General features: G+C 64.1%; 12 protein-coding genes. 5 read left to right on the top strand and 7 right to left on the bottom strand.

The features are described 5' to 3' along the window. Positions 1 to 16: 16 nt before the first annotated feature. Positions 17 to 1267 (top strand): FAD-binding domain-containing protein, encoded by a 1251-nt coding sequence (locus KUV49_RS18180; RefSeq protein ID WP_261391572.1) that lies wholly within the window; start codon positions 17 to 19, stop codon positions 1265 to 1267. Positions 1268 to 1271: 4 nt separating this feature from the next. Here the strand turns inward: KUV49_RS18180 and KUV49_RS18175 are convergent, their stop codons facing one another. The 5 genes from KUV49_RS18175 to dctP all read right to left on the bottom strand — a co-directional run bounded on the left by KUV49_RS18175 (position 1272) and on the right by dctP (position 6983). Further along, positions 1272 to 2789: a malonate--CoA ligase gene (locus KUV49_RS18175; protein ID WP_222452375.1), complete on the bottom strand. Its 1518-nt coding sequence runs from the start codon at positions 2787 to 2789 to the stop codon at positions 1272 to 1274. Next, entirely contained in the window at positions 2786 to 4048 is a 1263-nt protein-coding gene (locus KUV49_RS18170; RefSeq protein WP_222452374.1) for a malonyl-CoA decarboxylase, read from the bottom strand. Before KUV49_RS18170 ends, KUV49_RS18175 begins: the two co-directional genes overlap by 4 nt. Further along, positions 4045 to 5361 (bottom strand): TRAP transporter large permease, encoded by a 1317-nt coding sequence (locus KUV49_RS18165; RefSeq protein WP_222452373.1) that lies wholly within the window; start codon positions 5359 to 5361, stop codon positions 4045 to 4047. The genes KUV49_RS18170 and KUV49_RS18165 overlap by 4 nt, the downstream gene beginning before the upstream one ends. Next, the gene (locus KUV49_RS18160; protein WP_222452372.1) at positions 5361 to 5912 is read right to left on the bottom strand and encodes a TRAP transporter small permease subunit; all 552 of its coding nucleotides are present in this window, start codon (positions 5910 to 5912) and stop codon (positions 5361 to 5363) included. The genes KUV49_RS18165 and KUV49_RS18160 overlap by 1 nt, the downstream gene beginning before the upstream one ends. 84 nt (positions 5913 to 5996) lie before the next feature. Continuing rightward, positions 5997 to 6983: a TRAP transporter substrate-binding protein DctP gene (gene dctP, locus KUV49_RS18155; RefSeq protein WP_222452371.1), complete on the bottom strand. Its 987-nt coding sequence runs from the start codon at positions 6981 to 6983 to the stop codon at positions 5997 to 5999. A gap of 133 nt (positions 6984 to 7116) precedes the next feature. Between dctP and KUV49_RS18150 the strand changes: the two genes are divergently transcribed. Continuing rightward, on the top strand, positions 7117 to 7773 hold the full coding sequence (locus KUV49_RS18150; RefSeq protein ID WP_222452370.1) for a GntR family transcriptional regulator: 657 nt from the start codon (positions 7117 to 7119) through the stop codon (positions 7771 to 7773). Between the two features lie 9 nt (positions 7774 to 7782). On the opposite strand, the gene KUV49_RS18145 is transcribed toward KUV49_RS18150, so the two are convergent. Beyond that, on the bottom strand, positions 7783 to 9105 hold the full coding sequence (locus tag KUV49_RS18145; RefSeq protein WP_222452369.1) for an aspartate aminotransferase family protein: 1323 nt from the start codon (positions 9103 to 9105) through the stop codon (positions 7783 to 7785). 121 nt (positions 9106 to 9226) lie between these two features. Here KUV49_RS18145 and KUV49_RS18140 point away from each other — a divergent pair, with 121 nt between their 5' ends. The 3 genes from KUV49_RS18140 (at position 9227) to KUV49_RS18130 (ending at position 13327) form a co-directional block, all read left to right on the top strand. Beyond that, positions 9227 to 10186: a TAXI family TRAP transporter solute-binding subunit gene (locus KUV49_RS18140; RefSeq protein ID WP_222452368.1), complete on the top strand. Its 960-nt coding sequence runs from the start codon at positions 9227 to 9229 to the stop codon at positions 10184 to 10186. Between the two features lie 73 nt (positions 10187 to 10259). Then, positions 10260 to 12896, top strand: a complete 2637-nt coding sequence (locus KUV49_RS18135; protein ID WP_222452367.1) for a TRAP transporter permease — start codon at positions 10260 to 10262, stop codon at positions 12894 to 12896. 11 nt (positions 12897 to 12907) lie between these two features. Further along, the gene (locus tag KUV49_RS18130) at positions 12908 to 13327 is read left to right on the top strand and encodes a universal stress protein (RefSeq protein WP_222452366.1); all 420 of its coding nucleotides are present in this window, start codon (positions 12908 to 12910) and stop codon (positions 13325 to 13327) included. On the opposite strand, the gene rnc is transcribed toward KUV49_RS18130, so the two are convergent. Beyond that, positions 13324 to 14013: a ribonuclease III gene (gene rnc / locus KUV49_RS18125; protein ID WP_222452365.1), complete on the bottom strand. Its 690-nt coding sequence runs from the start codon at positions 14011 to 14013 to the stop codon at positions 13324 to 13326. The two genes, KUV49_RS18130 and rnc, sit on opposite strands and share 4 nt — an antisense overlap. Between the last annotated feature and the right edge of the window lie 4 nt (positions 14014 to 14017).

Genomic DNA, 14017 nt, shown 5'->3' with positions numbered 1-14017 from the left:
GCAGAAAAGGGATGCGATGACCGACGAAACCATGGCCGAAAGCCTGGCACCGGATTGGCCGACCCCGACCCGCGACGCGGCCGAGGCGCATCTGGCGCGGGTTCTGCCGCAGCTTGGCGCGCGGTATGCCCACAACAGGAATGTCGACAAAGGCCCCGGACGACACGGGGCCGTCTCGCGGCTTTCGCCCTACCTTCGCCGCCGCATGATCACCGAGCCTGACCTGATCGCGGCGGTGCTGCGCGCGCACGGACCCGAGAACGGCAAAAAGTTCCTCCAAGAGGTTCTGTGGCGCAGCTATTTCAAAGGATGGCTGGAGCGTCGGCCGCAGGTCTGGCAGAGCTACCGCGACGGTCTTCGCGCCGACCTGGCGCAGCTGGACCACGACGCAGACCTGCGCCGCGCGGTCGAGCGTGCCGAAACGGGCCAGACCGATCTCGACTGCATGAACGCCTGGGCGCGGGAACTGACCGACAGCGGCTACCTGCACAATCACGCCCGCATGTGGTTCGCCTCGATCTGGATCTTCACGCTGCGCCTGCCATGGCGCCTGGGGGCCGATTTCTTCTATCGCCACCTGCTCGATGGCGATCCGGCCTCCAACACGCTCAGCTGGCGTTGGGTCGCCGGCCTGCACACGCGCGGCAAGTTCTATGCCGCCGAAGCCTGGAATATCGCCAAGTTCACCGACCATCGCTTTTCACCCGACGCCGCCGACCTTGCCGACGTGACCGAAGGGCTGGAAAACCAGGAGCCGGACGGCCTGCCCGAGCTTCAACCGCTGCGCACGCCAGGAGCACCGGATGCGGGCGTTCCGACCGCCCTTCTGATCACCGAAGAAGACTGTCGCCCCGACGACTTCGCGCTCGGCGACCTCGATATTCGCGCCAGGGCCACCCTTGCGGCCACTGCCCTGCGCTCACCCCGGCCCGTGGGCGGAAAAGTCGTCGAGTTCGAGGCCGCGGCCTTGGCCGACACCGCGCAGCGCATCACGCGAAAGGCCGAGAACCTGCAAGCAAACGATCCGGCCGAGCTTGCCCGCTGGGCAACACGCGCAGGCGCCCGCCAGATTGCCACGCCTTACGTGCCCGAAGGTCCGCTACGCGACTGGCTGAACGCGGCGCAGCCGGCACTGGACGATGCGGGCGTCACGCTCCGCGAATGGCGCCGCGACTGGGACGCAATCGTCTGGCCCCACGCTACGGCAGGCTACTTCAAGGTCAGGAAAAAGCTTCCCGAGCTCTTGCACGATGCCGGTCTGGGTTGACCTCTCAGGCGGGGGTGAACAGGTCCTTGAATTCATCCCGCAACAGGTTTTTCTGGACCTTGCCCATGGAATTGCGCGGCAGCTCGTCGCGGATGATCAGCTTTCTGGGATGCTTGAACCGCGCCAGCGCCTGTGACGTGGCCTCGGCAATCGCCTCCAGATCCGGTTCCGCATTCGCTTCGGGCACCAGAACGCCCACGACCGTCTCGCCAAAGTCCGCGTGCGGCACGCCAATGACCGCGCTTTCCAGCACGCCGGGCTGTTCGTCCAGCACCAGCTCGATCTCTTTGGGATAGATGTTGTACCCGCCCGAGATGATCAGGTCCTTGTTGCGCCCGACGATCTGGACATACCCCCTGTCGTCGATGATCCCGAGGTCGCCGGTAATGAAAAACCCGTTCTCGCGCAGTTCGGCGGCGGTTTTTTCGGGCATCTGCCAGTAGCCCTGGAAAACATTGGGTCCGCGCACCTCGATCTGGCCAACCTCGCCCTGCGGCACCTCCTCGCCGGTTTCGGGATCGGTGATCTTCAACTCCACCCCGGGCAACGGAAAGCCGACGGTGCCGGCACGCCGTTCCCCGTCATAGGGGTTCGAGGTGTTCATGTTCGTCTCGGTCATGCCATAGCGTTCCAGGATGCGGTGCCCGGTCCGCTGCTCGAACCTGGTGTGGGTCTCGGCCAGCAGGGGCGCGCTGCCCGACACGAAAAGCCGCATATGCGCCACAAGATCCTTGTCGAAACGCGGATCGTCCAGAAGGCGCGTATAGAAGGTCGGCACGCCCATCATCGACGTGGCCTTCGGCAAAAGCTCGATCACCGTATCGAGGTCGAATTTCGGCAGGAAAATCATCGACCCGCCGGCAACCAGCGTGATGTTCGTCGCCACGAACAGGCCATGGGTGTGAAAGATCGGCAACGCGTGCAGCAGCACATCGTCCGAGGTAAACCGCCAGTGCTCGGCCAGCGTCTGCGCGTTCGACAGAAGATTGCCCTGGCTCAGCATCGCGCCCTTCGAGCGTCCCGTGGTGCCCGAGGTGTAAAGCAAGGCGGCAAGGTCGTCCTCGGTCCGCTTCACGGTCTTGAAACTGTCCGCCTGATCACCTGCCTTGTCCGGCAGGCTCCCGGTGCCATCGTCCTCCAGCGTTTCGATCTGCGCGCGGTGCTTTTTGGCGATGGACGTCAGCGCCTCGCGCCGGTCGCCCTTGCAAATCACCATCGACGCACCGCTGTCCTCGATGAAATAGCTCAGTTCATCGACAGTATAGCCGGTATTCAACGGCAGAAAGACCAGCCCGGCCTGCACGCAGGCCGCATAGACCGCCAGCGCGTCATGCGATTTCTCGACCTGCGCCGCCACCCGGTCTCCGGGGGTCAGCCCCTGCGCGGCAAAGGCATTGGCATATCGCGCCGTCAGCTTCAGGAAGGCATCGTGGGTCAGAGTGTCCCCATCGGGCAGATGAAGGAAGATCGTGTCCTTGCCGATGTGATCTCCGAACAGGGCGTCAAAAAGCGGGTTGGTCATGCTGCTCCCTCCTCCGGCACGGTTTTCGCCGCCGCGGCGGCCTGTGTCTTGATTTCGTTCGACGTGGCCACGCGTTGCTCCGCCGCGAAACGCTCATGGTTCTGCGACACCTTGGCCAGATCGTAAAGATAGTTCACCATCACACCCGCCGATTGCTTCAATCCGTTGTCCGACACGTCCGCACCGGCATGGACCTTGTGCACCTGGGCCCCGTTGCCCAGATGAAACCGCGCAACCGGATCGAGCGGCAAACCGTCGCCGCGCTTGGCCTGCGTCAGGTAATAGGCGGCGTACTCGCACAGCGCGTCGGGCTGTTGCGCCTCGGGATTGATGTCCACGCTCGTCATCCACCGTGTCAGGCCGGGGATCGGCGACAGCGTCACGAAATTCCGCAAAGCCGGGTTTTCCAGCGACAGATCCGACGCCACCTGCTTGATCAGCGAATTGCCAAAGGAAATCTGCGCCAGCCCCGACTGGCAATTCGAAATCGAGTAGAACACGGCGGTATCGGCCCGTTCGGCGTCGATCTGGTCGCGTGCCTCGGCCAGAACGTCCTGGATCGACCCGGGAATACCCTTGGTCAGCGCCACCTCGACAAAGATCAACGGCTCGTCCGGCATGGCCGGGTGAAAGAACGCGAAACAGCGGCGGTCGGCGGGCTCCAGCCTGCGCCGCAGATCTTCCCAGCTGTCGATGGCGTGCACCGCCTCGTAAGCGATGATCTTCTCGAGAATATGCGCCGGGCTTTCCCAGCTGATCGGGCGCAGCACCAGGAACCCGCGGTTGAACCAGCTGGCAAAGAGATGCCGGAAATCCAGGTCCAGCGCCTGCAGACCGTCATCGTCCTGTCCCAGCCGCAACAGGTCGGTCCGCATCCCGACCAGCCGCTTGGTCGCGCCCGGCACCTGGTTCATCCGCCGGATCAACTCCTGCCGGGGCGACTCGGACGCATTCAGGAAGGCGCGATAGGTCGCTTTCGACTGCCCGCGCTCGTACGCGTCCAGTGCATCGCGCACGATCTCGGGGTTGATCACCATGTCCTGTGCAAGGTGCCGGAAGAACGCCAGCTTCGCGGGATCGTCCCAGGTCTCGTAGCGCTCCAGGATCTGCCGCGCCACGGCCTGTCCCGAAACTTCGCCCGTGGCCCCGATCAGGTCCGCCGTCAGGTCCTCGATCGGCCGGTCATCCCGAGGCAGCCCGCGCGCCGCCCCGTAACGGCGCTCGAACACGGTGGACAGTAGGTCGGCAAGCAAGGTCATAGCTCCGCTCCCATCACCATATCGGGCAACCACGTGGCAATGCCCGGAAAGAGGCACAGCAGGACGATCGCGATCACCATGCAGGCCACGAAGGGCAGCGACCCCATGAGGATCGTCTTCAGCGAGATGTCCGGCGCGATGCCGTTGATCACGTAAAGGTTCAGCCCCACGGGCGGCGAGATCAGCCCGATTTCCATGTTGATCGTCAGCACCACGGCAAACCAGATCGGGTCGAACCCGGCGGTGGTGATGATCGGCAAGAGGATCGGCGCCGCCATCAGGATCACCGCGACCGGCGGCAGGAAGAAGCCGGCGATCAGCAGAAAGACGTTGATCGCGCCCATCAGCATCCAGCGGTTCACATCCAGCGTGCCGATCCATTCCGCGATGGATTGCGTGATGAAGAGCGACGACAGCATGTAGGAAAACACGCCCGCGGCCGCGATGATGAACAGGATCATCACGCTTTCCCGCGTGCTGTCCCGCAGCACCGTCCAGATCTGGCGCGGGTCCCACAGGCGATAGATCACCATGGCGATCAACATGCACATCAGCGCGCCCACGGCGGCCGTTTCCGACGGCGTGGCGATGCCGCCATACATGGCGTAAAGCACGCCCAGGATGATGAACAGGAACGGCAACACCCGTGGCAGGATTTCCACCCGTTCCTTCCAGGTGTAGCTGCCCGCAGACAGGACGCTCGCGTTGCCCGACTTCCATGTCGAGTAAAGCGACCACGCCATGAACAGCCCCACCAGCAGCAGGCCGGGGAACACGCCCGCGAGGAACAGCCGGCCGATCGAGGTCTCGGTCGCGATACCGTAGACAATCATCGTGACCGACGGCGGAATGAGGATCCCCAGCGTCCCGCCGGCCGCGATGGACCCCGCGGCGACGCCATCGGGATAGCCCCGCTTGCGCATCTCGGGAATGCCCATCTTGCCGATGGCCGCACAGGTGGCCGGGCTGGACCCGGACATCGCGGCGAAGAGCGCGCAGGCGCCCAGGTTCGACACCACAAGCCCCCCCGGCACGCGGGTCAGCCAGCGCTCCAGCGCCTCGTAAAGGTCGGCACCCGCGCGGGTCGAGGCAATCGAGGCGCCCATGATGATGAACATCGGGATCGACAGCAGCGCGAAATTGTCCAGCTTGCCGAAGAAGATTTCCGGCATCAGTGACAGGGAACTCATCCCGTCGAAGATGATCAGGAATCCCGCCGAGACGACCAGCAGGCCCGCGGCCACCGAGATGCCCGAAAACAGGACGACGATGGTGATGATGGCGACCAGGCCACCCAGTGCAAGCGGATCCATCAGACGTCCTCCAGCCCGAAGGGCTTGTCGATGCCCGTGGTCATTGCGAAAAGGTCAGCCACCAGTTGCAGCGCATAGAGGCCGAAGCCCAGCGGCAGCGCGAGGTACGGCACCCAAAGCTTGGGGTTCCACGGCGTGTTCGACGTCTCGCCCCAATCCCAGGCTTCGTGCCAGAAGTGATATCCGTGCCAGACCATCATGCCGATCACGGCCAGGGTCAGCGCCATGACAAGTCCGGCCAATACCCGCCGCGCCTTGTTCGGCAGCATGATCGGCAGCAGGTCCACGTTCACGTGACCACGCACGAACTGCACGTAAGGCAGGCCCAGCATGGTCGCCCCGATCATCAGGTACGTCACGCCCTCGGTGTGCCAGATCGTCGACTGGTTCAGCACGAACCGGATAAAGATCATCTGGCAGACGATCAGGACGGACGCGACGATCATCAGCGCGGCGACGACGCCGCAGATCTGGCTGATCCAGCCGATGACGCGCAGGACGGGGTTGCCACCGTGGCGGGCGGCCGCTGTGGCATGGGCGGATCCGGACATCGCTCGGCCTCCGTTGAAAAAGTGGAAATGGTACGCGGGCGTCGGGCCCGGCGGCGTGCCGGACCCGACGAATGGTTCAGCGGATCACTCGACGGCCAGCGCCTTGTCCAGCAGTTCCTGACCCTCGGGCGAGCCTTCGAGGAAGGCCTTGTAGGCGGTCTCCTGCGCGATCTCGCGCCACGCGTCGAACTCTTCCTGCGTCATCTCGGCGATCTCGACACCGTTGTCGGCAAAGACGTCGCGCGCGTTACCGTCCTGGCTCTTGGCCTCTTCCAGGTAGAACGCCTCGGCCTTCTCGGCGGCCTCCATCAGCGCGGTCTGCTGTTCCTCGCTCAGGCCTTCGAACTTGGACTTGTTCATCAAGAGCGGCTGATACATGAACCACAGCGCATAATCGCCCGCCGGGGTAAAGCACGACACCTGCTCGTAGATGCGGTAGCTGACAAAGGACGAGGACGAGGTGTTCGCGGCATCCAGAACGCCGGTCTGCATGGCGTTGTAGATCTCGGCCGAGCTCATCGACGCGATCGACGCACCGGCGCCCGCCAGCATCTGCTCGAACGCCTTGCCCGCCGCGCGGGTCTGCAGGCCTTCCACGTCCTCCGGCGCGGTGATGCACTTCTCCTTGCCCGCGAAACCGCCGGCCAGGTAGCCGTGGACCAGCACCATGATGTCGTCTTCGGCCATGATGGCTTCGATATCGCCCATGAACTCGGATTCGTTCAGGCGCGCGGCATGATCGTGGTTCTTCACCAGCCCCGGCATCAGGGTCAGGTTGTAGGCGTTGCGCAGACCGCCCGCATAGGACAGCGGAAAGACGATCATGTCGACCTGTCCGCGCGCCAAGGGCTTGTATTGCTCGCGTGCCTTGAACAGCGATTGCGACGGGAAAATCTGGATGTCCAGATCGACATCCGCCGCCGCGACCTCGTCGGCGACCATCTGCGCCACCTTGTGACGCACGTCGCTCGTGGACCACTGGTGCGACAGGCGCAGCTCCTCGGCGCTTGCCGTCAGGCTGCCTGCGAAAAGGGCTGCTGCCGCGACTGCGGCTGTGAAATTCAGTTTCATATGTTCCTCCCAAAGTGTCCTGATTCGTGTTCGGACTGCCCTGCAACCTAACGAGATTGTGTCACCAGTCAAATTTTTTGTATACAAGAACGGATTTCTTGCGCTCTAGACAGTGGTATGCTAGCGGATTGAAATGGAACGCAAGCGCGCAGATCTCATCGCGGACGCCATCGAGGAGTTGATCCTCGATGGAACCTTCGACGATGGTGATCGTCTGGACGAGGTTCAGTTGGCCGAACGTTTCAACGTCTCTAGGACACCGATAAGAGAGGCCCTTCAAAGGCTTATACTGTCCGGCCTGGTGGAACAGCTGCCGCGCCGCGGGGTCTTCGTGCGCCAGCCCGGGCCGGTCGAACTGATCGAAATGTTCGAGGTCATGGCCGAGCTGGAAGCGGTCTGCGCCCGGCTGGCCGCCTCACGCATTTCCGACACGGCCCTGTCCGAATTGCGCACCATTAACGAGCGATGCCGCGCCGCGACCGAGGCGCAGGACGCCGACGGCAACTACGATCAGAACGATCTTTTCCACGCCACGCTCTATGCCCAGACCGGCAACGCGTTTCTCGAACAGGAATGCCTGCGGCTGCAACGCCGCCTGCGCCCGTTTCGCCGCCTGCAATTGCGCTGGCGTGGACGGATGGCGCAATCGGTGGCTGAACACGATGCGATCCTCGCCGCCATCGAGGCCGGAGACGGCGACCAGGCCGGCAACATGTTGCGCCAGCATGTCACCGTTCAGGGCGAAAAATTCCACCGGCTGATGTCCAGCCTGAAAGCCGCCGCCGAATAGGCCCATCGCTCAGGCCAGCGCGCTGTCCACCGCCTGCCCCAGCTTGTCGACCAGCTCGTCCAGCTGGTCTTCGGTCAGGATGAAGGGCGGCGCCAACAGCACGTGATCCCCGCGTTGCCCATCGACGGTGCCACCCATCGGGTAACAGATCAACCCCGCCTCGAACGCCGCCGCCTTGATCCGGGCATGCAGCTTGCGGGCCGGGTCGAACGGCGCCTTGGTCTGTCGGTCCTCGACGAATTCGATCCCCTGGAACAGCCCGCGCCCGCGAATGTCGCCCACATGCGGGTGCTTCCCGAAACGTTCGATCAACCGCGCCCGCAATGCCTCCCCCAGCGGCGCCACACGCGCCGCCAGGCCGTCGTCTAGCAAACGGTCCAACACCGCCCCCGCCGCCGCACAGGCGGTGGGATGCCCCAGGTAGGTGTGCCCATGCTGGAAGAACCCGGACCCTTCCGCGATCGTGTCGTGTATCCGGGCCGTGCACAGCATCGCGCCGATCGGCTGATACCCGGCCCCCAACCCCTTGGCGATGGCGCAGATATCCGGCGCGATCCCGTCCTGCTCGCACGCGAAAAGCGTGCCGGTCCGCCCCATCCCGCACATCACCTCGTCGAGGATCAGAAGGATGCCGTGCCGGTCGCAAAGCTCTCGGACAGCGCGAAAATATCCCGCGACGGGCGGCACCGCACCCAGTGTCGCCCCCACCACGGGCTCGGCCACGAAGGCCATGACCGTCTCGGGTCCGTGCCGTTCGATCTCGGCCTCCAGTTCGGCCACCAGCCGGGCGAGATAGCCCTGCGCCGTCTCACCTTCCTGCATCCCCCGGTAGGCATAGCAGGGCGACACGTGACTCACGTCCATGAGCAGCGGCGCGAACGGCGCGCGCCGCCACGCATTGCCGCCGGTCGCCAACGCCCCCAGCGTGTTGCCGTGATAGCTTTGCCGCCGCGCGATCACCCGGCTGCGCTGGGGTTGTCCGGCCTCGATGAAATACTGTCGCGCCAGCTTCAGCGCCGCTTCCATCGCCTCTGATCCGCCCGACACGAAATAGACGCGCTTCAACTCGCCCGGCGCCACCGCCACCAGACGGTCGGCGAGCGTCTCTGCCGGCTCCGACGTCAGAAACCCGGTATGGGCAAAGGCGATCCGGTCCAGTTGCGCCTTGATCGCGTCGATCACATGCGCATCGCCATGCCCCAGACAGGACACCGCCGCGCCCCCCGATCCGTCCAGATAGGCCTTGCCGGTCCGGTCGTAAAGATAGGCGCCCTCGCCCCGCGATACGGTCGGAATATTGGTGCGGCTGTTGCGGTGAAACACGTGACTCATGTCGCTAACATCTTGAATTTATTAATTTGTCGCCTGACGGTCTTGCAAGCTAGGCCAGTTCTGTCTCTACTGACCCCATCGACTCATCTCGAGATGATGTTCGCAACTAAGGGAGAACACCATGAAAAACTACCTTCTCGGCGCCCTTGCCGCCGCAGGAATAGCCATTTCCGCCCCCGCCTCGGCGCAGGAATTCATTTCCATCGGCACAGGTGGCGTGACGGGCGTCTACTATCCCACCGGCGGCGCGATCTGCCGTCTCGTGAACAAGTCCCGCAAGGAACATGGCATCCGCTGCGCCGTGGAATCCACTGGCGGCTCGGTCTACAACATCAACACGATCAAGGCCGGCGAGCTGGAATTCGGCGTCGCACAGTCCGACTGGCAGTACCATGCCTATAACGGCACCTCGTCCTTCTCGGACAATCCGTTTCCCGAAATCCGTTCCGTTTTCTCGGTTCACCCCGAACCCTTCACGCTGATCGCCCGGTCCGACGCCGGCATCGAAAGCTTCGAGGACCTCAAGGGCAAGCGCTTCAACGTGGGCAATGCCGGCTCGGGCCTGCGCGCCACGACCGAGGTGCTGATGGAAGAATACGGCATGACCATGGACGATTTCGCACTTGCAACCGAGTACAAGGGCTCGGAAATGTCGCAACAGCTCTGCGACGGCAACATCGACGCGATGGTCTACGTCGTGGGCCACCCGGCCGCCGCCATCCAGGAAGCGGCGACCACCTGTGACGTCACGCTCGTGAACGTCACCGGCGACGTGATCGACAAGCTGATCGAAGAAAACCCCTATTACCGCACCGCCACCGTTCCGGGCGGCATGTATGCCGGCAATGACGAGGACGTCACCACATTCGGCGTGGGCGCGACCCTCGTGACCTCCGCCGACGTGTCGGAAGACACGGTTTACGTTCTGGCTAAGGCGGTCATGGAAAACATCGAGGACTTCCGCCAGCTGCACCCGGCCTTTGCCAACCTCGAGCCTTCCGAGATGGTTCAGGACGCCCTGTCGGCCCCGCTGCACCCCGGTGCGGAAAAGGCCTACAAGGAACTAGGCCTGATGGAATAAGCCCCCGGGGCTTCGAGGGGCGCCCCGCACGGGCGCCCCTCACACCATCATACACATACTTGCTTCAGGGGGCATGACAGTGAGCGACCAGACCCAAAACACCCGTTCCGCCGACGACATGTTGGCCGAGGCCGATACCGGCGCCCGCAACCCGGCCGCGGCGTGGCAGACAAAGCTGATCATCGGCACCTGTATCGCGTGGTCCCTCTTCCAGCTCTACATCGCCTCACGCGTGCCGGGCATACTGGCCCAGGCCACGGGCATGTCCATCTTCGCCAATATCGTCGCACAGGCCCGCTTCGTGCACCTGGCCTTTGCCATCATGCTGGCGACCCTCGCCTTCCCGCTGTTCAAATCCTCGCCCCGCGACCGCATTCCGCTCTATGACTGGGCGCTGGTGATCCTGGGCGTGTCGGCCTGCCTGTACCTGGTGGTCTTCCGGTTCGAGATCGCCGACCGTCCGGGTCTGTGGAACACCACTGACGTCACCATGTCCGCGATCGGGATGATCGTCCTCCTGGTGTCGGTCTACCGCTCACTCGGCCTACCGCTGGTGATCATCGCGTGCTGCTTCATCCTGTTCGCCTTCTTCGGCGGCTATTCGGAATGGGCGCGCAACATCACCAATTACGGCGGCTCGTCGCTGTCCAAGGCGCTTGGGCACTACTGGATGCAGACCGAAGGGGTCTTCGGCGTGGCGCTCGGCGTCTCCACCACGATGATCTTCCTCTTCGTGCTGTTCGGCGCCCTGCTGGACCGGGCCGGCGGCGGCAACTGGTTCATCAAGGTGGCCATCGCGCTTTTGGGCGCCCTGCGCGGCGGCCCGGCCAAGGCCTCGGTCCTGTCGTCGATGATGACCGGCATGATCTCGGGTTCCTCCATCGCCAACACCGTCACCACCGGCACCTTCACCATCCCGCTGATGAAGCGCATCGGCTTTCCGGCGGAAAAGGCGGGCGCGGTCGAAGTGGCGTCCTCCACCAACGGCCAGCTGACACCTCCGGTGATGGGCGCGGCGGCCTTCCTGATGGTCGAATACGTCAACATTCCCTATATCGACGTGGTCAAGCACGCCTTCCTTCCGGCGGTCATCTCCTACATCGCGCTGCTTTACATCGTGCATCTCGAAAGCCTGAAGATGGGCCTCAAGGGGCTGGAGAAACCGGGCCGGCGCATCGGCGTGCTGATGATCCTAATTCTGTTCCTCTCGGGCTTCATCTTCCTCGGTCTCTGCACCTTCCTGATGATCGGCCTGCGCGGCATTCTCGAGCCGATCACGGGCAACTCGGTCTATGCCGCCGTGGCCCTCGTCGCCGTGCTCTATGTCGTGCTCGTGGCCATCGCCGCGCGGTATCCCGACCTGAAGATGGACAAGGACGAAGATGGCCCGCCCGAGGCGCCGCGTCTGACACCGACACTCATCGGCGGGCTCTATTTCGCCATCCCGATCTTCATCCTGGTGTGGAACCTGATGGTGCGCACCGACACGCTCGACCGTCTGTCGCCCGCCCTTTCGGCGTTCTGGGCGACGTTCTTCATGGTCATCATCGCGCTGACGCACCGCCCGCTCAAGGCGATGTTCCGGGGCGAAAGCCCGGGGAATGAAACCTGGCACGGCTGGCGCGATTTCATCGACGGGCTGATCCTGGGCGCGCGCAACATGATCGGCATCGGCGTCGCCACCGGCGCCGCCGGCATCATCGTCGGCACGATCTCCCTGACCGGCGCGCACCAGGTCATCGGCCAGGTGATCGAGGTCATCTCGGGCGGGAACCTGATGATCCTGCTGTTCCTCGTGGCGGTCCTGTCGCTGATCCTCGGCATGGGCCTGCCCACCACCGCCAATTACATCGTGGTCTCCTCGCTGATGGCCCCCGTCATCGTGTCGGTGGGCGCACAGGCCGGCCTGATCGTGCCTCTGATCGCGGTCCACATGTTCGTCTTCTACTTCGGCATCCTCGCCGACGACACGCCGCCCGTGGGCTTGGCCGCCTATGCCGCCGCCGCGATCTCCCGCGGCGACCCGATCAAGACGGGTATCCAGGGCTTCGGCTACGACATCCGCACGGCGCTCCTGCCGTTCCTCTTCATCTTCAACACCGACCTGCTCCTGATCGACGTGGGCTTTGGCAAGGCGATCATGGTCTTCTGCATATCGCTCATCGCCATGCTCCTGTTCGCGGCCGCGACCCAAGGCTATTTCATCGCCAAGTCCCGAAAATGGGAAAGCGCGGCACTCTTGTTCATCGCTTTCATGCTCTTCCGTCCCGGCTTCTTCCTCGACCAGATATCCGAACCCTACCAGACGGCCACCGGAACCGAGATCTATGCCCTCATGGACAGCGCCGAGACCGGGCAGGACATGCGCCTGACCATCGAAGGCCCGGATTTCGACAATGGCGAGATCCGACCCATCACCATCTCGGTTCCCGGAATCGAGGGCGACGGCACCGCCGCCCTTTCGGAACAGGGCCTTAGCATCCTCGACGAAGATGGCCAGCTGAAGCTCGAGGAACCCTTCCCCGGCACCCCCCATTTCGAGGCCATCGGAATCGAGTACGACTTTTATGGCGATACCCCGGTGGTGGTCAGCAAGGCCGAGATCGAGAACGAGCGCCCGCCCAAGGAACTGTTCTTCATCCCCGCCCTGATCCTGCTGGCAGGCATCGTCCTGATCCAGCGGCCCCGCGCCACCCAACCCGCGTTCTGAGGAGGAACATCATGTTCAACAAGCTTCTCCTGGCCGTCGACATCAACGCGATGGAAGGCGCCCACCGGCTGGCACAGGCGGCCAAGCTGCTGGCTGCCGGCGACGGCGCCGAGATCCACGTGATCAACGTTGTCCCCGGCAGCGGCATGAACATGGTCGGCGCCGCCTTCGAAGGGGACTACAACCGCTCCGCGAAGAGCGCTGCCGAAAAGGCGCTGAAAGACTGGACGGATGGTGCCTTCGACGGCAAGGCGCAGGTGCACGTGACCGAAGGAACGATCTATGACAGCGTGCTGCGCATGGCCGACAGGATCGGCGCCGACGTGATCGTCGTGGGGGCGCATCGCCCCGAGCTGCGCGACTATCTCGTTGGCCCGAACGCGGCGCGGATCACCCGCCACGCCAACCAGTCTGTGATCGTCATCCGCTAGGGCTTGGTCGACGCCACCCGCGCCAGCAACGCCTTTGCGGCGGTTTGCTCCGCCTGCCGCTTGGCCCCGGCGGTGGCCTCTTCGGCCTCGCCGTTTTCCAGCCGGGCCTCGATGGTGAATTGCGGCGCGTGGTCGGGCCCGCTGCGCGCCGTCTCCTTGTAGACCGGCGGGGCCAGGCCCTGCGCCTGCGCCCATTCCTGAAGCGCGGTCTTGGCGTCGCGGGCATCGGCCTTGACGGACGTCACCCGGTCCCCCCACAGCCGCAGGATCACCTCCTGCGCCGCGTCGAACCCGGCGTCACGATACACGGCGGCAATCACCGCCTCCATCGCGTCGCCCAGCAGCGCCTGCTTGCGCCGCCCGCCCGACATCATCTCGGACCGCCCCAGCTTCAGCACCGCACCAAGGTCTATCTGCCGCGCCACCTCGGCGCAGGTCTCCTTGCGCACCAGCGCATTGTAGCGCGGTGCAAGCTGGCCTTCTGCGGCCCCCTTGTCGCTTTCCAGCAACGCCTCGGCGATCACCAGGCCCAGCACCCTGTCGCCCAGGAATTCCAGACGCTGGTTGTCGTCCCGATTGGCCGTGGTCATCGAGCCATGCGTCACCGCCCGCACCAGCAATTCCGGCCGCCCGAAGGAGTGCCCCAGGCGGCTCTCGAACGATTTGAGGTCGCCCGACAGCTTCATCCCC

This window comes from Roseovarius atlanticus (assembly GCF_019802205.1).
Classification (GTDB): Bacteria; Pseudomonadota; Alphaproteobacteria; order Rhodobacterales; family Rhodobacteraceae; genus Roseovarius; species Roseovarius atlanticus_A.
Note: the sequence above shows the minus strand (reverse complement) of the source record. Positions and strands in the feature narration are given on the sequence as shown.